The organism is Terribacillus saccharophilus (assembly GCF_002272075.1).
Taxonomy (GTDB): Bacteria; Bacillota; Bacilli; order Bacillales; family Amphibacillaceae; genus Terribacillus; species Terribacillus saccharophilus_A.
The window spans coordinates 37,342-58,244 of the sequence record NZ_NPBJ01000012.1 but is presented as its reverse complement, the minus strand read 5'-3'; the positions used below and the strand labels follow the sequence as shown (position 1 = coordinate 58,244).

Sequence of the window (20,903 nt, the reverse complement as noted above, 5' to 3'; positions counted from 1 at the left end):
GAGGAAAAATTTTGTTAAACACATCATCATTATTTTTAGTAATCATTCTTATATTAGGAATCATCGGAAAGAACCAATCCATTACGATCGCTGCATACGTTTTACTTGGCATTAAAGTACTGCAGTTAGATGACAAGGTATTCCCATTTCTAGCTTCCAAAGGTTTAAGTATTGGAATCACCGTCCTTACGATTGCGGTACTTGTCCCAATTGCAAGCGGAGAAATTGGCTTCAAAGATTTATATGCAAGTGTGAAATCATATTATGCCTGGGTAGCATTAGCAGCAGGTATTCTTGTTGCGGTTTTAGGAAAATACGGTGTGAATCTGATGTCTTCAGATCCACAGGTGACAGTAGCCCTTGTAATAGGTACAATCCTTGCTGTTGTGCTGTTAAATGGGGTTGCGGTTGGACCGCTGATAGGAGCGGGGATTGCTTATATGGTGTTCCAGATTGTTGGGCTATTTACTAAATGATGAAAAATTGATATTATTCAAATAATAAAGAAAACAAAAAAATTAAAACGTTTTCATTTCACAAACAGTTATATTATGTTTATAATGAAAGTGCTTCACTCAAATATCTAGCAACTTGAATTTTTTATTACACATGTTATGGATTTAACTTTTACTAAAGGGGAGAGATTAACATGGCAGTAGTTAAGGGGCTTGAAGGTGTTGTAGCGGCAGAATCAAAGATCAGCTCAATTATTGACGATCAACTGACTTATGCAGGCTATAGCATTGATGATCTTGCTAGTAATTCCAGTTTCGAGGAAGTAATTTATTTGTTATGGCATGATGAGCTGCCGACTGAGGAGCAGCTTGCACAGCTAAAAGGGGAATTGGCTGCGCAGGCAAAGCTGCCAGAACCGGTCATCGAACACTTAAAATCTTTTGATTTGAAAGCGGTTCATCCGATGGCTGCACTTCGCACTGCTGTTTCACTGCTTGGATTGTACGATGAGGATGCAGAAGTGAATACACCAGAAGCGAATGCTAAGAAGGCAATCCGTCTTCAAGCACAGATTGCAACGCTAGTTGCAACTTTTTCTCGTATCCGTTCCGGTCAGGAACCAGTGACACCACGGGAAGATTACAGCTATGCTGCGAATTTCCTGTATATGTTCAACGAGAAAGAACCAAGTGACATTGAGATTGAAGCGATGAATAAGGCACTTGTGCTTCACGCTGACCATGAATTGAATGCATCTACATTTACTGCACGTGTCTGTGTCGGTACATTGTCTGATATGTATTCAGGTCTTACAGCAGCAATTGGTGCATTAAAAGGCCCGCTTCATGGAGGCGCAAACGAAGCAGTTATGGAGATGTTGTTCGACATTGGTGAGATTGACAATGTAGAACCGTATCTTGAAAAGAAATTTGCAAACAAAGAGAAGATCATGGGTATGGGACACCGTGTCTATAAATCTGGTGATCCGCGTGCAAAATTCTTAAAAGAAATGTCTCGTGAACTGACAGAGATATCCGGTCAGACAAAATGGTATGAAATGAGCGTAAAAGTAGAAGACATCGTCAAGCGCGAGAAAAACCTTCCGGCAAACGTCGATTTCTATTCCGCTACATGCTATTACAGCTTAGGGATCGATCATGATCTTTATACACCGATCTTTACAGTGAGCCGTTTCTCAGGATGGATTGCACATATCCTGGAACAATACTCAGACAACCGTCTGATTCGTCCACGAGCAGAATATGTCGGGGAAACACATCGTACGTTTACAGCATTAGAAGAAAGAGTCTAATATTTTTACAACCACAAAGGAAAATATTTGCTAAACTGATAGAGTATCAGATTTTATTTAGGAGGAATCGAACATGGCTGAAGCAAACAAAATCACAGTAACAAACGGAGCGCTGCAAGTACCAGACCGTCCGGTCATCCCTTTCATCGAAGGAGATGGAACAGGTCCTGATATTTGGGCTGCCGCAAGCCGTGTACTCGAGGCTGCTGTAGATAAGGCTTACAAAGGCGAGAAGTCAATTGAATGGAAAGAAGTTTATGCAGGTCAGAAAGCATTCGATAAGACAGGCGAATGGCTCCCGGAAGAAACACTTGATGTTATCCGCGAATACAAGATTGCAATCAAAGGTCCATTGACAACGCCGGTTGGCGGCGGTATTCGTTCATTGAACGTAGCGCTAAGACAAGAGCTTGATTTGTTTACTTGCTTACGTCCGGTCCGCTACTTCAGAGGTGTTCCTTCACCAGTGAAGAAACCAGAGGATACGGATATGGTGATTTTCCGTGAGAATACGGAAGATATCTATGCTGGTATCGAATGGCAAAAGGGCTCACCGGAAGTGAAAAAAGTCATCGATTTCCTTGAGAATGAAATGGGAGTACATAACATTCGCTTCCCGGAAACATCTGGTATCGGCATCAAGCCTGTATCGGAAGAAGGAACACAGCGATTGGTGCGCGCAGCAATTGACTACGCAATCCAAGAAAATAGAAAAAGCGTAACACTGGTTCATAAAGGCAACATCATGAAATTCACCGAAGGAGCCTTCAAAAACTGGGGTTACGAACTTGCTGAAGCTGAATATGGCGACAAAGTATTCACATGGCAGCAGTATGATAAGATTGCTGAAGATCAAGGCCGTGAAGCTGCTGACAAAGCACAGCAGGAAGCGGAAGCAGCTGGCAAGATTGTCATTAAAGATGCCATTGCAGATATCTTCCTTCAGCAGATCCTGACTCGTCCTGCAGAGTTTGACGTAGTGGCGACGATGAACTTGAATGGAGATTACATTTCCGATGCACTTGCTGCACAAGTCGGTGGTATCGGTATCGCACCAGGAGCGAATATCAACTATGAAACAGGTCATGCCATCTTTGAAGCTACTCATGGTACAGCGCCAAAGTATGCTGGCTTGGATAAAGTGAATCCATCTTCTGTAATCCTTTCCGGAGTGCTTCTTCTTGAGCACCTTGGCTGGAGAGAAGCAGCAGATTTAATCACAAAAGCTATGGACAAGACGATTGCTTCCAAAGTTGTCACATATGATTTTGCCCGCTTGATGGACGGTGCTACAGAAGTGAAGGCGTCCGAATTCGGTGATGAACTGATCAAAAATATGGACTAATGTGTCGAAGGAGGAAACATCATGGCAATCAAACGCAGAAAAGTATCCGTAATCGGTAGTGGTTTTACAGGGGCTACAACAGCATTCCTGATCGCGCAAAAAGAGCTTGCGGATGTCGTGCTAGTCGACATTCCAGACATGGAGAACCCAACCAAGGGTAAAGCCTTGGATATGCTGGAGGCATCTCCGGTTCAGGGGTTCGATGCACATGTGAAAGGTACGTCAGACTATGCTGACACGAAGGATTCCGATGTGGTTGTCATCACTGCAGGTATCGCTCGTAAGCCTGGAATGAGCCGCGATGATCTTGTGAATACAAACAGCAAGATCATGAAATCTGTTACTGAACAGGTGGTGAAGTATTCTCCGGATAGCATCATTGTTGTATTGACCAACCCGGTTGATGCAATGACATATACAGTGCATAAAACATCCGGATTCCCGCGTAACCGTGTAATCGGTCAGTCCGGTGTTCTTGATACAGCTCGTTTCCGTACATTCGTAGCGGAAGAGCTTAACCTATCCATCAAGGATATCACTGGCTTCGTTCTTGGTGGACATGGAGACGACATGGTACCGCTTATCCGTTACTCCTATGCAGGCGGAATTCCGCTCGAGACATTGATTCCGGAAGATCGCCTCAATACGATTGTGGAACGTACACGTAAAGGCGGCGGTGAAATCGTCAACCTTCTAGGAAACGGAAGTGCGTATTACGCACCGGCAGCATCCTTGCTCGTGATGGTAGAAGCTATCCTGAAGGATCAGCGCCGTGTTCTTCCAGCTATTGCTTATCTGGAAGGTGAATATGGCTACAACGATCTATTCTTAGGTGTACCGACAATAATCGGTGGCAGCGGCCTGGAGGATATCATCCAGCTTGAGCTTACAGATGACGAAAAATCGCAGCTTGATAAATCCGTCGATTCTGTACGTAAAGTCATGACTGTGCTTCAATAATATAACGAATAGACTGGGCAAATATTGCCTGACAAAGAAAATCCGAACTATGTTGCAAATTCTTTTATAAAGAATTTGGACAAGTTCGGATTTTTCTATCTATTTATTTTTGGTGTAAGGTTAAGTCATACAATTATAAAAAAAGTAAAAAAAGAACAAGAGAACGTTCCAGAGAAATACCAGAAATGGAGGCGAACCGAACACCAGTACTACATCATATTATGGAAATATTATATTAAATGTCTCCGAGTTACTTAGTATTTTATAAGTGCTAAAGTGGTTTTCGTGTTTTAACGAAGTGTTACGACTAACTAGCGAAGGAAATACATGGAGACTCCTACGCCCATGGAAAGCGGAGTGTATTTCCGTAGCGGTGATGCAAATTGATAGCTATTGGTCACTGTTTTCTTATATTTACAAACTCTTAACAGAGAAAGCGAATTAGTATGGTTCACTTTACAGTTGGAAAACGGTATGATGTTGCATAGAGGGGGCTAGTATCCATGGCACAAAAAGTACTTATTGTTGATGATGAAGAATCCATCGTAACATTGCTGCAATACAATATAGAAAGAGCTGGGTTCGAAACGGAAACAGCCTTCGATGGCTTGTCTGGACTGCAGAAGGCTTTGCAGAATACATATGATATGATCGTTCTTGATCTAATGCTTCCGGAACTGGATGGAACAGAAGTGTGCAAGCAGCTGCGACAGAAGCAGATTGATACGCCAATTCTCATGCTGACTGCTCGGGATGAGGAACTGGACAAGGTACTCGGTCTCGAGCTTGGTGCAGATGATTATCTGACGAAGCCTTTCAGCCCGAAAGAAGTTGTTGCGCGGATCAAAGCTATTTTGCGACGCACGAATAAAAGTGACAATTATATGGAAAGCGGCGAAATCAAGATTGCAGGCTTGTCCATTTTCCCTGATCAATATGAAGCATCTATTAATGGAGAATCCTTGAGCTTCACTCGCAAAGAATTTGAACTCTTACTGTATTTATCAAAAAACAAAGGACGCGTCATGTCACGAGATCAGCTGCTTAGCTCAGTCTGGAACTATGACTTCGTCGGAGATACGCGTATTGTGGATGTACACATCAGTCATTTACGTGAAAAAATCGAACCGGATTCTAAACATCCTGTCTATATTAAGACGATCCGCGGCTTGGGCTATAAAATGGAGGAGCCGCAATAATGCGTCGCAGTTCTTATGGGATTGCCGTCTATGGATCGCTCATCCTGCTGATCTTTGCGGCAATCGGTTTTATCCTCATGCAAATCACTTCCGAGTGGTTTATTCTTTGGAGTGCCCTGCTGATCGGTGCAGCACTGATCATTTCGGTCTTATACCGACTGCAGGAACGCTATATCAAGCCTGTTTCCATGACTGCCGAAGTGGCAGAGGAACTGGTGAAAGGGAACTATAAGGCAAGGAATTACGAAAACTTTTATGGAGATGCCGGCCGCCTGATCCGCGCAGTAAATCAGATTGCGCGAAATCTGCACGAACTAGAGCTCTTAGAGAAGATGCAGGAAGATCAGCTGGAAACGGTGATTGATAATATGGAAAGTGGCTTGATGCTTGTCGATGAACGGGGATATGTGCACCTGGTCAACAGGAAGTTCCTTTCCGTATTCGGAGGCAGGGACAAGGATTATATCGGTCATGTATATCATGATACGATTTCACAAACCAATATCCATCATGTTGTTTCCGAGGCCTTCCTTTACGAAGAGAAGGTACGTGATGCTTTCACATTGCAGCGGGAGAAAGAGAAGCGCTTTTTCGAAATTGTCGCTGCACCTATTTTCAATGACTCCTATGATTTGAAGGGTGCTGTTCTCGTTTTCTACGAGATTACAGATCTGAAGCGTGTGGAGGAGATGCGGAAGGATTTTGTGGCCAATGTGTCGCATGAACTGAAAACGCCGCTTACTTCCATACGTGGTTTTTCCGAAACATTGCTGGAAGAAGGGGCATTGGATGATAAGGAGCTCACGGAGCGCTTTATTACGATTATTAATAATGAAAGTCAGCGCCTTCAAGCATTGGTGAAGGATTTACTAGAACTTTCCCGTTTAGAGAAAGATGAACTTCAAGTGAGGATGGAGCGGCTTGATTTTCGCTATATGGTCGACGCGATTATGCCGATGATAGAGCAGCATGCAGCTAACAAGCAAATCGAGGTGGAGCTGGAGCTGCCTGACAGTGTCATCATGCGCGGAGATGAGGACAGGTTAAAGCAGCTTGTTATCAACTTGATGAATAATGCCGTCAACTATTCACCGCCAAGCGGGAAGGTGAAGTTGAAAGTAACACAATCGAATGATGCAGTGTTTGCCGAGATATCGGATACTGGTATGGGAATTCCGGAAGATTCACTCGATCGTATTTTCGAGCGTTTTTACCGTGTTGATAAGGCTCGCAGCCGTAATACCGGCGGAACGGGACTGGGTCTTGCTATTGTCAAGCACGTGGTGGAGGCGCATGGCGGAACGATCACGGTAAGCAGCGAAGTGAATAAAGGATCCACGTTTTCTATCCGATTGCCAAAGGCTCTTGGCTAAGATCGTCCAGCTGGACGATCTTTTTTGTTTCGGCAAGGAAACATGGTAAACTAATTAAAAGAGACAGGAACGATGATAAAGGAGTTTGATGTATGACGAAAAAATTGGTATTGATCGATGGGAACAGTATCGCGTATCGTGCGTTTTTTGCACTTCCGCTGCTGAATAATGATAAAGGAATCCACACAAATGCTATCTATGGATTCACTACAATGCTATTCCGTATATTAGATAATGAGAAACCGACACATTTGCTAGTCGCCTTTGATGCAGGGAAGACGACTTTCCGTCATGAAACGTATAAAGAATACAAAGGTGGCCGTCAGAAAACACCATCCGAATTATCGGAACAATTCCCGCTGCTGCGCGAATTGCTGGATGCATTCTCAATTAGGCATTATCAGCTTAATCAATATGAAGCGGATGATATTATCGGCACATTGACGAAACAAGCAGAAGCGGATGATTTCGAGGTTAAAGTCATTTCCGGGGACAAGGATTTATTGCAGCTTGTCAGTGAGAAGACGACTATTCAGCTTACGAGAAAAGGTATCAGCGAGATTGATTCTTATACACCGGACTTTCTATTGGAAAACATGGAAGTTACACCTGATCAGATTATCGATATGAAAGCACTCATGGGCGATAGCTCCGATAATATACCAGGAGTTCCTGGTGTCGGCCAAAAGACTGCTGTCAAATTGCTAAAGCAGTTCCAAACGCTGGATCGTATTTACGAACAGCTGGATGACGTATCAGGAAAAAGCATCAAGCAGAAGCTGACCGATAATAAAGAATCGGCGTTCATGAGCCGGGAGTTGGCGACAATAGAAACAAAAGCGCCAATCGAAGTAAGTCTTGAAGAAATTAATTATGATGGCTTTCAGCCTGCAGCTGTGAGTACGATATTCAAAGATCTTGGATTCCAGTCGCTGCTTGGCAGGCTTGGTGAAGAAGGTGCACCAGAAGAAGTATCTCAAGAGCTTACACCGCTGGATGTAACAATCGTGGATAACATCACAGATGATCTGTTCACCGGTGAAGATGCACTTGTTGTCGAGATGCTGACTGATAACTACCATACAGCTCAAATTGAAGGGTTTGGCCTCGCCAATGCAAACGGAGCATATTTCATACCCTCAGATGTCGCGTACGAATCAGATGTGTTCAAAGCGTGGGCAGAAGATAGTACAAAAGCAAAATGGGTTTTTGATGTAAAACGATCTGTCGTAGCATTGCTGCATCACGGAATTACGATGGAGAATGCTGATTTTGATCTACTATTGGCGTCTTACTTGATCAATCCATCTGAGAATCATCATGACATCCCGGCAATTGGGCATCGATTAGGTAAAAACAATGTCTTATATGATGAAGAAGTATACGGAAAAGGCGCAAAAATGAAGGTGCCGGATTTGGAAGCCTTCAGTGACCATCTTGCCAGAAAAGCGATGGTCATCTACCAGCTTAAGCCAGAAGCAGAAGCCAAGCTTTCGGAAAACGAGCAGCTTGATTTATTCCGTAACCTGGAAATGCCGCTTGCCAGCATCCTTGGAGAAATGGAGTATCTAGGTGTCCAGGTTGATGTGGAACGTATCAAGGAAATGAAGGAAGAGCTTGGCGGAAGATTATCGGAAATCGAGCAGAAGGTGTACGAACTTGCGGGCGAAGAATTCAATCTTAACTCACCAAAACAGCTTGGACCGATCCTTTTCGAAAAGCTGGGTTTACCGGTCATCAAGAAAACAAAAACAGGCTATTCCACATCAGCAGATATATTGGAACAGCTTGCTGATCAGCATGAGATCATTCAGCAGCTTCTTTTATACCGTCAATTAGGGAAACTGCAGTCCACTTATATAGAAGGACTTTTGAAAGTGGTGGATAAGGACACGAATAAAATCCATACACGATTCAATCAGGCATTAACACAAACAGGTCGATTGAGCTCTACTGAGCCGAATTTGCAGAACATCCCGATCCGACTTGAAGAAGGTCGTAAAATCAGACAAGCCTTTGTACCGTCAAAAGAGAATTCCGTTATCTTTGCTGCTGACTATTCTCAAATTGAGCTTCGAGTTTTAGCGCATATCGCTAAGGATGAAAAATTGATTGAGGCATTCAATGAAGATATGGATATTCACAGCCGGACAGCAATGGACGTTTTTCATGTTGAAGAGAAGGATATTACCAGCAACATGCGCCGCCAAGCGAAGGCAGTTAACTTTGGTATCGTTTATGGAATTAGTGATTATGGATTATCTCAAAGTCTCGGTATCACACGTAAGGAAGCACAGCAGTTCATCGATCGTTATCTCAAGAGTTTCCCTGGTGTAAAAACATACATGGAAGATATCGTCCAGGATGCTAAGCAAAAAGGCTTTGTAACAACGCTCATGAATCGCAGACGCTATCTTCCGGATCTGACCAGCAGGAACTTTAATGTGCGAAGCTTTGCTGAACGGACAGCGATGAATACACCAATCCAAGGCAGTGCAGCCGACATCATCAAAAAAGCGATGATTGATTTGGCAGAACGTCTTGAAACAGAACAGATGGAAGCGAAGCTTTTGCTTTCGGTGCACGATGAACTGATTCTGGAAGCACCAGAATCTGAACTCGAGAAATTGAAAGAAATAGTACCCGATGTTATGGAACACGCTGTTGAGCTGAATGTACCGCTGAAAGTGGAATATGCATACGGCAAGACATGGTACGATGCGAAATAAGTAAGGAAAGAAGGACAAGGAATGCCGGAATTACCTGAGGTAGAAACAGCAAGAAGGACATTGGAGCAGCTTGTCGTCGGCAAGACGATTGAAGATGTCACTGTCCGCTGGCATAAAATTATTAAATTCGATGAAGGTGTGGAAGCCTTCATCAATCGGCTGAAAGGACAGACATTTCGTTCGATTGGCCGAAAAGGAAAGTTTCTTTTATTTTACTTGGATGGTGATGTACTTGTGTCTCATTTGCGTATGGAAGGAAAGTTCTCCGTCAAGCCGGAAACAGAACCATCGGACAAGCATACCCATGTCATCTTCAAGCTGACAAATGGTGAACAGCTCCGTTATAACGATGTCCGCAAGTTCGGTACGATGCACCTGTTCACTGAAGGCCAGGAAAATGATACACCGCCGCTTACCTTAGTTGGGCCAGAGCCTTTTGATGAAGCTTTTACTTTGGATTATTTCAAAGACAAGGTACAGCGAAGCAGCAGGATGATCAAAAATATCCTGCTGGATCAGACTGTGGTTGCAGGTTTGGGCAATATCTATGTTGATGAGACATTGTTTAAAGCCGGGGTACATCCGGAGCGTCGAGGCAGTTCGATGGAAGACATGGAATTGGTTCGTATTCAGCAAGCAGCGGCTGAGACATTGCTGGAAGCAGTCGAAAAGGGCGGCAGCACTATCCGTAGTTATGTGAACAGCCAAGGGAAGATCGGCACGTTCCAGCAGCAGCTGCTCGTATACGGTCAGAACGGAACACCATGTCCGAATTGCGGCAGGGAAATCATCAAAATCAAAGTAGGCGGAAGAGGCACACATATCTGTACTTCCTGTCAGAAGTAAAGGAGGACTCAATGGTGGGTATTGTAATTGGACTGACCGGCGGCATTGCATCCGGAAAAAGTACAGTGAGCGACTTGTTCAAAGAATATAATATCCCGGTTGTTGATGCGGATATCGTCGCCCGCGAGGTAGTCGAGCCTGGTGAGCCTGCTTTGGCTAGCATTGTTGATTCATTCGGCAGTGAGATATTGCTTCCTGACGGGTCGCTTGACAGGCAGAAGCTAGGCGGAATTATCTTTCGAAATCAAGAGAAACGCGAGATTTTGAATGGTATCGTCCATCCCGTTGTCAGGGAAAGGATGATAGCTGATCGCGATCGTCTTAAAACTGGTCATCCAGCAGTTGTTCTTGATATACCACTATTATTTGAAGGCAACCAATTGCATCTAGTTGATAAGGTTGTTGTTGTAAATGTGGACCCGCGAATTCAGCTGGAAAGACTGATGCAACGAAATGATCTTACTGAGCAGGCAGCATTGGACCGAATCAACAGCCAAATGCTATTGGCAGACAAAGCAGCCCGAGCGGATGCAATCATTGATAACAATGGCAGCAGGGATGAAACGAGAGCGCAGTTGAAGAAGCTTTTGCTAACTTGGAACATAAGAGAAGGAGCCTAACAAAAAGGGCTCCTTTTTTATTCGCATTTTTCTTTTAATATGTTATACTAATAACAATAAAACAATATATAGTGTGACACATTAGAGGAGGCAGAATTATGACAACACGTATCGCGATTAATGGATTTGGCAGAATTGGACGATTGGTTTGCAGACGAGCAATGGAAATGCCTGATTTGGAAATTGTGGCAGTGAATGCTTCTTATCCGGCAGAGACGCTGGCTCATCTTCTCCGCTATGATAGCGTGCATGGTAACTTGGATGCTGATATTTCCGCAGAAGCTGGCTCAATTGTTTACGCTGGGAAAAAGATCCGTGTCATAGGAGAAAGAAATCCAGCGCAGCTTCCATGGAAGGATCTAGAAGTTGATGTCGTCATCGAAGCTACCGGGAAGTTCTGTTCTCAGGAAACTGCATCCCTGCACTTGGATGCAGGCGCTAAGAAGGTTGTCATTACAGCTCCTGGAAAAAATGTGGACGCAACGATTGTAATGGGTGTAAATGATCGGATATATGAAAGTGATGTGCATCATATCGTTTCCAACGCTTCCTGTACGACAAACTGCCTGGCTCCTGTCGTTAAAATACTGGATGAACGGTTTGCGATTAAAAACGGACTGATGACAACTGTTCATAGCTTCACGAATGACCAGAAAAATATCGATAATCCGCATAAAGACCTACGCAGAGCCAGAGGATGTACACAATCTATCATTCCGACGACAACAGGGGCGGCCAAAGCACTTGCGGAAGTCCTGCCGCATCTGAAGGGAAAGCTACACGGCATGGCATTGCGTGTTCCGACTCCAAATGTATCGCTTGTTGATCTCGTAGTCGATGTGGAAGAATCCGTCACAGCTGAGCAAGTTAATGATGCGTTCCGAACAGCGGCAGAAACGGATATGCGTGGCATTGTATCTTATAGTGAAGAGCCATTGGTCAGCATTGATTATACGACTACTGCGCAATCGGCTACAATTGATGGGTTATCCACTATCGTTATGGAAGGTAAAAAGATAAAGGTTATTGCTTGGTACGATAATGAATGGGGGTACTCCTGCCGAGTCGTCGATTTGGCCCAGCTTGTCGGTAGCAGTCTTCTGAAAGTGGATAAAGCAGAAGTCGTCTAAGTGGAAAACCCCCTCTTTGTACTAATTTTGAACGTATGCTTGCCAAACAGGTACAAACACTATATACTACTTTTTGCATGCATTCTTTGCAGCATACAAGCATGATGTCAAAACTGTTTTCCTAAAGAATTTATGCAGCAAGTGACTGCTTAAAGGGTTAGGACCTCTTAGGACTAACTTTCCCCCGTGGCAATTCACGCATCTATTTTTTAGGTAAATATTCAAAGGGGGAAGTACATTGGATACAATGGGAAGACATGTTATAGCGGAACTATGGGATTGTAACACAGAAAAACTGAACGACATGCAGCTGATCGAGCAGATCTTCGTTGACGCGGCACTGAAATCAGGAGCTGAAGTACGGGAGGTTGCCTTCCACAAATTTGCGCCGCATGGCGTGAGCGGAGTGGTTATCATCTCTGAATCACATCTGACAATTCACAGTTTTCCGGAACATGGCTACGCCAGCATTGATGTATACACTTGCGGTAACATCATTGACCCGAACGTAGCAACCGATTATATCATTGACGCGCTTGAAGCTAAAACCTGTGAAAAAGCAGAGCTTCCGCGGGGCATGGGTCCTGTGGCAGTACAGCCGAAATCACATTAATACCTGGATAACCAACCCTGTACCTTTTAGGAACAGGGTTTTTTTATGTTGTATCTCAATTCAGGAAAATGGCAAGCCTACATAAGGGATAGATAGCTTATGGTCGCATTTTAGTTTTACTTCAGATATAATATCAGGTACTAATAGTTACTGCTAGAAAGAAGGTATGATTTTGAATAGACGTGTCGTAGTTACTGGATATGGTGCTGTTACGCCGCTTGGTTCGGATGTAGAGACATTCTGGAATAATATTAAAGCTGGAGAAACCGGCATCAAACAGCTGGATCCGGAGAAATTTGCCGGAATAGCTTCGCAAATCGGCGGAATTGCCAGCGGATTTGACCCGGAGAAGTATTTGGACAAAAAAGAAATTGAACGCTATGACTTGTATAGTCAATTTGCTTATGGTGCTTCTTTGCAGGCAATGGAGCAAGCCAATCTTTCAGTGGATACCGTAAATCCGGAACGTGTCGGAATTTATATCGGTTCCGGTATTGGCGGCGTAAATACAATATTGGACAATCATGCCACTATGCTCGAGAAAGGTCCTCGGCGCGTTTCACCATTTATGGTACCGATGATGATTAGCAACATGGCAGCAGGAATAGTTTCAATTAAGACGGGCTTTAGCGGTCCTAGCTTCGCACCTGTATCTGCTTGTGCAACTGGTAACCATGCGATTGGGGAAGCATTCCTGAATATTAAGCACGGGCTTGCAGATGCAATTCTTGCTGGTGGAGCGGAAGCATCGATTACGCCTTTCGCTTATGCTGGTTTTACAAAAATGCGCGCGATGAGTACGCAAAATGATACACCTCAAACTGCAAGCTCGCCATTCGATGCTAATCGAGATGGGTTTGTCATGTCAGAAGGTGCAGGTATTCTTGTGCTGGAAGAGCTGGAACATGCGCAAAAACGAGGCGCAAACATCCTTGGTGAAATTGTGGGATACGGGTCGACAACAGATGCGCACCACATTACATCGCCTAATTATCTTGGTCCTGCACGCGCAATGAAGCTGGCGATGCAAATGGCTGATTTAGACCTTGGGGACGTGGATTACATAAATGCGCACGCTACAAGCACCCCTGAAGGAGATAAAACGGAAACAAAAGCAATCAAGGAAGTATTTGGAGACAAAGCTAGTGACTTGCTAATCAGTTCAACGAAATCAATGACTGGTCATTTGTTTGGTGCTGCGGGAGCTGTAGAGGCAATTATCACACTGAAAGCCTTGCAAGATGGCATTGTACCTCCAACGATCAATTATCGTGATGCTGATCCTGAATGCGATCTGTCTTATGTACCGAACGAAGCAGTGGAAAAGGATTTGACAGTTGCTTTGTCGAATGGTTTCGGTTTCGGCGGACACAATGCAGTGCTCGCACTGCAAAAATGGAAAGGGTAGCCCTTGGCTGCCTTTTTTTGTTGGGTCTAAGAACGCTTCGATTTTTAGCTTGAATCATGGTAGAATAGGAAAAAGACGATGCAAAAGTGTCGCAAATGCGCGAAGCCTGTCGAGGTTCGCGAAAGTAATGGGGTGGATCGGCATGAGATGTCCAAACTGCCAATATAAAAGCACAAAAGTATTAGACTCCCGTCCCATCGAGGAAGGGCGTTCCATCCGGCGACGCAGGGAATGTGAAGACTGCGCTTTTCGCTTTACAACGTTCGAACGTATTGAAGCAACACCTTTGATTGTTGTTAAAAAAGAAGGAACGCGGGAAGAATTCAGTAAAGAGAAGCTTTTGCGCGGGTTGATCAAGGCGTGTGAGAAACGTCCGGTCGCGCTTGAGCAGATTGAACATATTGTAGCGGAAGTGGAGAAGGAACTGCGTAACAGCGGAACATCCGAAGTACAAAGCAATGATATCGGTGAGATGGTCATGGAACGTCTGTCGAAGGTGGATGAAGTGGCGTATGTACGTTTCGCATCTGTTTACCGGCAATTCAAGGATATCAGTGTCTTCTTAGAGGAATTGAAGGACTTGATTAAAACCGATAAGAAAGAGTAATAGTGTGCAAGAAGGGAAGGACAGATAGTATGAACAGTCAGCATATCGGGAAACTTCTGCCAGCTGATGGTTACCAGCTCCGAATGAGAGCAGTGCTTCCGGAAGCATATTCGGCAGCGCTGACGCATCTATATCAGCCGCTGGTCGGTATACGAGCAGTGACTTTATATCAAACGCTGGTCAATGATTATTTCCTGCATCATGGTACATGTGAACCGCAGACACATCATATGCTTATGACGCTACTGGACATTCCGATGGATCAATTGTATCAAGCGAGGCTGCAGCTGGAAGCGATAGGACTCATCCGGACATATCAAAATCTTGGGGAACAGAATGTGTACACATACGATTTGTATGCACCTTTTTCACCAGATGCATTCTTCCAAGATGATATGCTTTCCCAGCTGCTTTATCACCAATTAGGCGAAAGCAGATTCAAGCAGATGAAAGATCTCTTGATCAAAGAGGAGGATTTGCCTGAAACGATGGAGGAAGTTACAGCATCGTTTGAAGCTGTCTTTTCAACGGGTAATTTGACAAAGCACGCTGTTCAGCCGAGAAAGACAGCAGCTAGGCCGGTTGCAGATGTAAAGAGAGGACCTTCCATTGAAGCTGAGGTGGTCGATTTTGACTGGCTGCGTCAATCATTGAAACAGCGGATGCTCGATCCGGAAGTGATTCTTACACCTCGAAACCAAAAGTTGCTTGAGTCGATGACAGTTTTGTACAGCTTGACGTCAGCGGAAATTGATAAAGCACTGCTTTGGGCTGTCTCCGATGAACATGAGCTGAATCCGGCAGAATTCAAATCTGCTTGCCATGACCTATTTCTGGCACGTCCAAAAACTGCCGATACGAAGGTTACGGAGCTTGTCCAAAAGGAATCCAAACAGGAGACAGACAAACAAGCTACTACTAAGCAAGAGCAACTCATCCAGATTCTGGAGACAATATCGCCGAAACAGCTATTAGAGGATATTTCCGGAAACGGGACAGCAGCAGCTTCCGACTTGAAGGTCATCCGTGACGTTATGTCGGAGCAAGGCATGGCACCTGGTATTATGAATGTGCTAGTCTATTATGTTCTTCTCAAATCCGATATGAAGCTGTCGAAAGCATATATGGAGAAGATTGCAGCACATTGGGCTCGTAAAAAGATAAGTACAGTAAGAGAAGCTATGGAGCTTGCTAAAAGCAGCAACCAGCCGTGGAATGCAGCAACCAGCACGAATCAGTCCGCAGCAAGAAGAAAAACGTCAGGCCGCGCGGAGGTTGTCCCGGAATGGTTCGATCAAAAAGGCAAAGTGGAAGCTCCAAGTACTGCAGCTGTGCCTGATGCAGATGTAGCCGAATTGCTAAAACAGTTCAATGAAAATAAGCGGCACGTTTGACTGATAGCAGGAAGGGGGTGCACGTATGGAACCGATTCAAGCATCCTTGCGGAAATGGATGCAGGAAAATAATAATTTTAAAGAGAACTTTGAACGCATGCAGCAGCAAGTGAGGCAGAATCCAGAAGTCAAAGCGGTCTTGGAAGCAAATCCGCAGCTGACGGAACAGGATATCCAGCGAAATATGATGCGTCTATTCGAATATACAACACAATCAAAGCAATGCCGCGACTGCCCATCACTTGGAGAATGCCGGAATATCCTTAATGGCTATACTCCAACTATTGAGGTAGAAGGTAATGTCATTCGGCTTGCATATGATAAATGCCATACCCGACTTCAGCAGGAAGAACGGCAGAAGCAGGAATCACGAATCAACAGCCTGTACATGCCGAAGGATATACTGGAGGCGTCTACAGAAATGCTTGATCATGGCGATTCAGAACGCCAGCAAGCGATTTTGAAGACATTGCAGTTCCTGCAGCAGACAGGAGATACCATCCCAGAAAAAGGGCTATATTTCTATGGACCGTTCGGCGTTGGTAAAACGTATTTCCTCGGTGCCATTGCTAACTATTTGGCCGAGAGAAACATTTCCAGCATGCTTATCTATATGCCGGAATTTGTAAGAGAAATGAAAGCTTCTATGAAAGATGACTCGGTCAATGAAAAAGTGGAGCTGTTCAAGAAGACACCAGTACTCATGCTCGACGATATGGGCGCCGAATCCCAATCGGCATGGTTCAGAGATGAGATACTCGGTTCCATCCTTCATTATCGTATGATGGAAAGGCTGCCGGTCTTCTTTACATCCAACTATTCAATTGCCCAGCTGGAGCAGCAGATTGCCACGACCAATCGCGGTGATGTGGAACGAGTGAAAGCAGGCAGGATCATGGAGCGCATTAAGCGTGTCGCCAATGAGGTGCCGTTGTTCGGGAAAAATAGAAGAAACGATTAAGAAAAGACAAGCTGAAAATCGGCTTGTCTTTTTTTTAGGCTCATAATTCCATTCTCCGCCCATATAATGTAACAGTTGATAGTGGCGAGGGTGGTTGATATTGCGTAAAGTGTTTATCAAATCAAAAAAAGAGATGGATACATTCTGTTCGTGCCTGGCTTTACTGGATGGAACAAAACAGGTGTATGTAGATGAAGATGATCGCTGGGGCTATGAAGCGACGATTCATGATGGCTATCACCGGCGGATTGCAATCGCCTTAGTAGAAACATTTCTTCATCACCGAGAGACAGAATGGATCGAGCAAATCGTTAAAGAAGTCTATTATTATAAGGATGAGGAAGCGATAAAGCGTATAGCAGAATTGACGCATACGATTCTCGTCGGAGATATGTATGAAGAAGAAAAAGAACCGAGTTTGCCCCGACAGCAAATTACACAAATTTTTCAAGAGATTGCTGCCAAGCACATCAGGATTTTCTACGATGCCGTCATCCAATTTCGCAGTACTGCATACAGGGAAGCATTGATGGATGTAGTCGGTCATGCGTTAGATGAATATAAGCATGAAGAAGAATATCAGCTGTATGTGGAATCTCTGCGAGAATACGTTGGTAAAAAGCCGATGGGAACTGACGAAATCCATGTTATACAAGGGCGTGACTTCTCCTTTTACAAAGAAGACGGAACATGCTATTCCGCTGAGGAGATTACGAAGCTTGCTGATGAAGAACCGCTTTTTTTGGCTGGTATAGGGAAACAGGAGAAAAATCTGACGCCTTTGATTGCCATGTCGCCACGGCGAATTTACTTGTATGGTGACTACCCATCTGAACCGAAGACGCTGACTGTCATTAATGTTTTTCAGGAAAGAGCCGCATACCTTCCCTTACATCAATTTCCTTTCTCCCGTTATTAGCATGTCCTTGCATTTTCCCGAATCAGCGCTTATACTTACCTTATATGAAGAAGCGACAATAAAGGACATGATAGTGAAATCCGTTTGCATGTAAGAGAGGGGAGCCTAGGCTGGAAGCTTCCTGCATACGCTTTGCTGTTACCACCTTTTACAGCTCTGTCGGGGGACGAAAGAAAACCGGCGGCGTTTAATCGACGTTACTGATTCTTGAGCCGGTATATTTACCGGGAATTAGGGTGGAACCACGAGACTAACGCTCGTCCCTTTGCACAAACTTTGTGCAAAGGGACGGGCTTTTTATATTTAGGAGGAAAGAACAATGGCAGAAGTATTAGAAATCATTTTCCCAGATGGAGCAAAAAAAGAGTTTCCTGCTGGAACAACTGGCGAGGATATTGCTGGTTCCATTTCATCAGGTTTGAAAAAGCAGGCAATCGCAGTTAATATTGACGGCGTTGCATATGATCTGCGCACACCGCTTCCAAATGGCGGTGCAATCGAAATAGTCACACTTAAGCAGGAACAAGGCGTGGAAATTATGCGTCACTCTGCTGCACATTTGCTTGCACAAGCAGTAAAACGTCTGTATGGCAATGTGCAGTTCGGAGTAGGTCCAGTAATCGAGAATGGCTTCTACTATGATATGGATCTTGAGGCTAGCATCACACCAGAGGATCTGCCGAAGATCGAAAAAGAGATGCAGCGAATCGTTGATGCCAACCTTCCGATTGTCCGTAAGGTTGTCAGCCGTGATGAAGCGAAAGCGATGTTCTCTGAAATTGGTGATAAGTTGAAATTGGAATTGATCGATGCGATTCCGGAAGACCAAGATGTAACAATCTATGAGCAAGGGGAATTCTTCGACCTTTGCCGCGGTATCCACGTACCATCTACAGGCAAAATTAAAGTGTTTAAGCTGCTTAGCATTTCCGGAGCCTACTGGAGAGGCGATAGCAAAAACCAAATGCTTCAGCGTATTTACGGTACTGCTTTCGAGAAAAAAGGCGAGCTGGATCACCACTTGAAAATGCTCGAGGAAGCAAAAGAGCGTGACCACCGTAAATTAGGAAAAGAGCTGGAATTGTTCACAGTTTCTCAGAAGGTCGGACAAGGTCTGCCGCTTTGGCTACCAAAAGGTGCAACTATCCGTCGTACAATCGAACGCTACATCGTCGACTTGGAAGAAAGACTTGGCTATGATCACGTTTATACTCCAGTATTAGGCAGTGTAGACCTTTATAAAACTAGCGGACACTGGGACCATTATAAAGATGATATGTTCCCGCCGATGGAAATGGACAATGAAGACCTTGTGCTTCGTCCGATGAACTGTCCGCACCATATGATGGTGTACAAAAATGAATTGCATAGCTACCGCAGCCTGCCTATCCGTATTGCAGAGCTTGGTACGATGCACCGTCATGAAATGTCTGGTGCCCTTGCTGGCTTGCAGCGGGTTCGCGCGATGACATTGAATGATGCACATATTTTCGCACGTCCAGATCAATTGAAAGATGAGTTCATCCGTGTTGTCCAACTTGTACAAGCTGTTTACAAAGACTTCGGTATCGACGACTATTCTTTCCGTCTTTCTTACCGTGATCCTGAAGACAAAGAAAAATATGTTGATAATGATGCAATGTGGGACAAAGCACAAGCGATGCTGAAAGAAACAATGGAAGATCTTGAACTTGATTATGTAGAGGCAGAAGGCGAAGCAGCATTCTACGGTCCGAAGCTAGACGTTCAGGTGAAAACTGCTCTTGGTAAAGATGAGACATTGTCCACTGTTCAATTGGACTTCCACTTGCCAGAACGCTTTGACCTGACTTACATTGGCGAAGATGGTAAAGAACATCGTCCAGTCGTTATCCACCGTGGTGTAGTATCGACAATGGAACGTTTCGTTGCCTTCTTGATCGAAGAATACAAAGGTGCCTTCCCAACATGGCTTGCACCAGTCCAAGCAAAAATCATTCCGGTTTCTCCTGAAGCACATATGGATTATGCACGCCAAGTGGAAGATACACTTCGTATGGAAGGTATTCGTGTACAAGTGGACGAGCGCGAAGAGAAGATCGGCTATAAAATTCGTGAAGCACAAGTACAGAAGATTCCGTTCCAGATTGTTGTAGGGGATCAGGAAGTGAGCGACCAAGCCGTAAACATCCGCCGTTACGGAGAAAAACAATCCGAAACGAAAGATCTGAAAGCTTTCGTTGCAGAAATTAAAGAAGAAGTAGCGAAGCGCGTATTGCGTAAATAACATAAAAATCCTTTCATCACTAAAGTGGTGAAAGGATTTTTTGTTTGCTGAGGTAGATGAAGAGACATAAAGCAAAAGGATTTATGTTTTCAAGAACGCTGTGGTTACAAGGGATGGCTTTTCATTTGGCCAAGACACTTCCCGACATGCCAGAAAGAGATCATTTTATTTTACGCTGCTTCATCATACCCTCCACAATAGGATAAAACACAGCGAGCAATATAACTATCAATGTCCAGCCCTGACCATCATTTATCCAGCCTAAAGCGATCATACTGAATTCCAATTCAATGAAGCAAAAGATCAGTACACAAATATTCTTCACCTTATTAAGCATTTTTCGGCTAAGTTGATAAAATGCTGCCGCGTTTTCGTCATTCAGTCGTTTCGGGTAATTGTGTATATGAGGATATTTGCCCAATAGGTGCATGATTGTGAACATAGGTATACTGAGAGCCGGAAGGAGAAGCATGCTTTCTTTTGCTGCCCAGTCATCGACGTGTCCGGTCAGCCCCATGTGGAGAGGCACTTGTTCGGGAAGGTGCCGCCAGATTATGATCAAAAAAACGACTGTAGCAATATAGCCGCCGATTCCGATGATATCCCAGACTTTTTCGCTGCGAGTTTTTGGTATGTTGAGCTGTTTTGGCATTTGTTTATCACGTCCCTTTGTTTACATACGATTCTGATGGAGTAAACGTTTCGTCTGAATTATTCTTTTAATAAAGGATAGAAACTGATGAAATAACTTCATTGCAAATACAC

Annotated in this window: 18 protein-coding genes; 17 read left to right on the top strand and 1 reads right to left on the bottom strand. The window is 44.3% G+C overall.

Features of this window, described 5'->3' with window-relative positions; genetic code table 11:
• Positions 1–11 precede the first annotated feature (11 nt).
• The 17 genes from CHH48_RS06070 (at position 12) to thrS (ending at position 20,138) form a co-directional block, all read left to right on the top strand.
• The gene (locus CHH48_RS06070; RefSeq protein WP_095220157.1) at positions 12–476 is read left to right on the top strand and encodes a DUF441 domain-containing protein; all 465 of its coding nucleotides are present in this window, start codon (positions 12–14) and stop codon (positions 474–476) included.
• A 173-nt stretch (positions 477–649) separates the two neighbouring features.
• A complete protein-coding gene (gene citZ / locus CHH48_RS06065) occupies positions 650–1,768 on the top strand; it encodes a citrate synthase (protein WP_095220158.1) in 1,119 nt (372 codons plus the stop codon).
• Positions 1,769–1,841: 73 nt separating this feature from the next.
• Positions 1,842–3,113, top strand: a complete 1,272-nt coding sequence (gene icd, locus CHH48_RS06060; RefSeq protein ID WP_095220159.1) for an NADP-dependent isocitrate dehydrogenase — start codon at positions 1,842–1,844, stop codon at positions 3,111–3,113.
• A 21-nt stretch (positions 3,114–3,134) separates the two neighbouring features.
• Positions 3,135–4,073 carry a malate dehydrogenase gene (gene mdh / locus CHH48_RS06055; RefSeq protein WP_095220160.1) on the top strand — a complete coding sequence of 313 codons (939 nt, stop codon included), beginning with the start codon at positions 3,135–3,137 and terminating at the stop codon, positions 4,071–4,073.
• Positions 4,074–4,576: 503 nt separating this feature from the next.
• The gene (locus tag CHH48_RS06050; protein WP_038562167.1) at positions 4,577–5,272 is read left to right on the top strand and encodes a response regulator transcription factor; all 696 of its coding nucleotides are present in this window, start codon (positions 4,577–4,579) and stop codon (positions 5,270–5,272) included.
• Positions 5,272–6,645, top strand: a complete 1,374-nt coding sequence (pnpS, locus tag CHH48_RS06045; protein WP_095220161.1) for a two-component system histidine kinase PnpS — start codon at positions 5,272–5,274, stop codon at positions 6,643–6,645. The genes CHH48_RS06050 and pnpS overlap by 1 nt, the downstream gene beginning before the upstream one ends.
• 92 nt (positions 6,646–6,737) lie before the next feature.
• A complete protein-coding gene (gene polA / locus CHH48_RS06040; protein ID WP_095220162.1) occupies positions 6,738–9,374 on the top strand; it encodes a DNA polymerase I in 2,637 nt (878 codons plus the stop codon).
• Positions 9,375–9,395: 21 nt separating this feature from the next.
• Complete coding sequence (mutM, locus tag CHH48_RS06035) at positions 9,396–10,220, top strand: DNA-formamidopyrimidine glycosylase (RefSeq protein WP_095220163.1); 825 nt, start codon at positions 9,396–9,398, stop codon at positions 10,218–10,220.
• An 11-nt stretch (positions 10,221–10,231) separates the two neighbouring features.
• The gene (coaE, locus tag CHH48_RS06030) at positions 10,232–10,840 is read left to right on the top strand and encodes a dephospho-CoA kinase (RefSeq protein ID WP_428848896.1); all 609 of its coding nucleotides are present in this window, start codon (positions 10,232–10,234) and stop codon (positions 10,838–10,840) included.
• Between the two features lie 98 nt (positions 10,841–10,938).
• On the top strand, positions 10,939–11,970 hold the full coding sequence (locus CHH48_RS06025) for a glyceraldehyde-3-phosphate dehydrogenase (protein ID WP_095220164.1): 1,032 nt from the start codon (positions 10,939–10,941) through the stop codon (positions 11,968–11,970).
• A gap of 238 nt (positions 11,971–12,208) precedes the next feature.
• The gene (gene speD, locus CHH48_RS06020) at positions 12,209–12,583 is read left to right on the top strand and encodes an adenosylmethionine decarboxylase (RefSeq protein WP_038562156.1); all 375 of its coding nucleotides are present in this window, start codon (positions 12,209–12,211) and stop codon (positions 12,581–12,583) included.
• Positions 12,584–12,755: 172 nt separating this feature from the next.
• Positions 12,756–13,991, top strand: coding sequence for a beta-ketoacyl-ACP synthase II (gene fabF / locus CHH48_RS06015; protein WP_095220165.1), 1,236 nt, complete (start codon positions 12,756–12,758; stop codon positions 13,989–13,991).
• 142 nt (positions 13,992–14,133) lie between these two features.
• Positions 14,134–14,598 (top strand): transcriptional regulator NrdR, encoded by a 465-nt coding sequence (gene nrdR / locus CHH48_RS06010; RefSeq protein ID WP_095220166.1) that lies wholly within the window; start codon positions 14,134–14,136, stop codon positions 14,596–14,598.
• 29 nt (positions 14,599–14,627) lie between these two features.
• Positions 14,628–15,992 (top strand): replication initiation and membrane attachment family protein, encoded by a 1,365-nt coding sequence (locus CHH48_RS06005; protein WP_095220167.1) that lies wholly within the window; start codon positions 14,628–14,630, stop codon positions 15,990–15,992.
• Positions 15,993–16,017: 25 nt separating this feature from the next.
• The gene (gene dnaI, locus CHH48_RS06000) at positions 16,018–16,953 is read left to right on the top strand and encodes a primosomal protein DnaI (RefSeq protein WP_095220168.1); all 936 of its coding nucleotides are present in this window, start codon (positions 16,018–16,020) and stop codon (positions 16,951–16,953) included.
• A gap of 109 nt (positions 16,954–17,062) precedes the next feature.
• On the top strand, positions 17,063–17,872 hold the full coding sequence (gene ytxC / locus CHH48_RS05995; RefSeq protein WP_245840442.1) for a sporulation protein YtxC: 810 nt from the start codon (positions 17,063–17,065) through the stop codon (positions 17,870–17,872).
• Positions 17,873–18,191: 319 nt separating this feature from the next.
• Positions 18,192–20,138, top strand: coding sequence for a threonine--tRNA ligase (gene thrS / locus CHH48_RS05990; protein WP_095220170.1), 1,947 nt, complete (start codon positions 18,192–18,194; stop codon positions 20,136–20,138).
• A gap of 160 nt (positions 20,139–20,298) precedes the next feature.
• On the opposite strand, the gene CHH48_RS05985 is transcribed toward thrS, so the two are convergent.
• Complete coding sequence (locus CHH48_RS05985) at positions 20,299–20,790, bottom strand: DUF1648 domain-containing protein (RefSeq protein WP_095220171.1); 492 nt, start codon at positions 20,788–20,790, stop codon at positions 20,299–20,301.
• Positions 20,791–20,903 lie beyond the last annotated feature (113 nt).

Coding starts and splice junctions, on each gene's coding strand:
- mdh (WP_095220160.1), top strand. CDS start 3,135: ATGGCAATCAAACGCAGAAAAGTATCCGTAATCGGTAGTGGTTTTACA.
- citZ (WP_095220158.1), top strand. CDS start 650: ATGGCAGTAGTTAAGGGGCTTGAAGGTGTTGTAGCGGCAGAATCAAAG.
- nrdR (WP_095220166.1), top strand. CDS start 14,134: ATGAGATGTCCAAACTGCCAATATAAAAGCACAAAAGTATTAGACTCC.
- mutM (WP_095220163.1), top strand. CDS start 9,396: ATGCCGGAATTACCTGAGGTAGAAACAGCAAGAAGGACATTGGAGCAG.
- pnpS (WP_095220161.1), top strand. CDS start 5,272: ATGCGTCGCAGTTCTTATGGGATTGCCGTCTATGGATCGCTCATCCTG.
- dnaI (WP_095220168.1), top strand. CDS start 16,018: ATGGAACCGATTCAAGCATCCTTGCGGAAATGGATGCAGGAAAATAAT.
- CHH48_RS05985 (WP_095220171.1), bottom strand. CDS start 20,790: ATGCCAAAACAGCTCAACATACCAAAAACTCGCAGCGAAAAAGTCTGG.
- coaE (WP_428848896.1), top strand. CDS start 10,232: ATGGTGGGTATTGTAATTGGACTGACCGGCGGCATTGCATCCGGAAAA.
- thrS (WP_095220170.1), top strand. CDS start 18,192: ATGGCAGAAGTATTAGAAATCATTTTCCCAGATGGAGCAAAAAAAGAG.
- icd (WP_095220159.1), top strand. CDS start 1,842: ATGGCTGAAGCAAACAAAATCACAGTAACAAACGGAGCGCTGCAAGTA.
- CHH48_RS06050 (WP_038562167.1), top strand. CDS start 4,577: ATGGCACAAAAAGTACTTATTGTTGATGATGAAGAATCCATCGTAACA.
- polA (WP_095220162.1), top strand. CDS start 6,738: ATGACGAAAAAATTGGTATTGATCGATGGGAACAGTATCGCGTATCGT.
- CHH48_RS06005 (WP_095220167.1), top strand. CDS start 14,628: ATGAACAGTCAGCATATCGGGAAACTTCTGCCAGCTGATGGTTACCAG.
- CHH48_RS06025 (WP_095220164.1), top strand. CDS start 10,939: ATGACAACACGTATCGCGATTAATGGATTTGGCAGAATTGGACGATTG.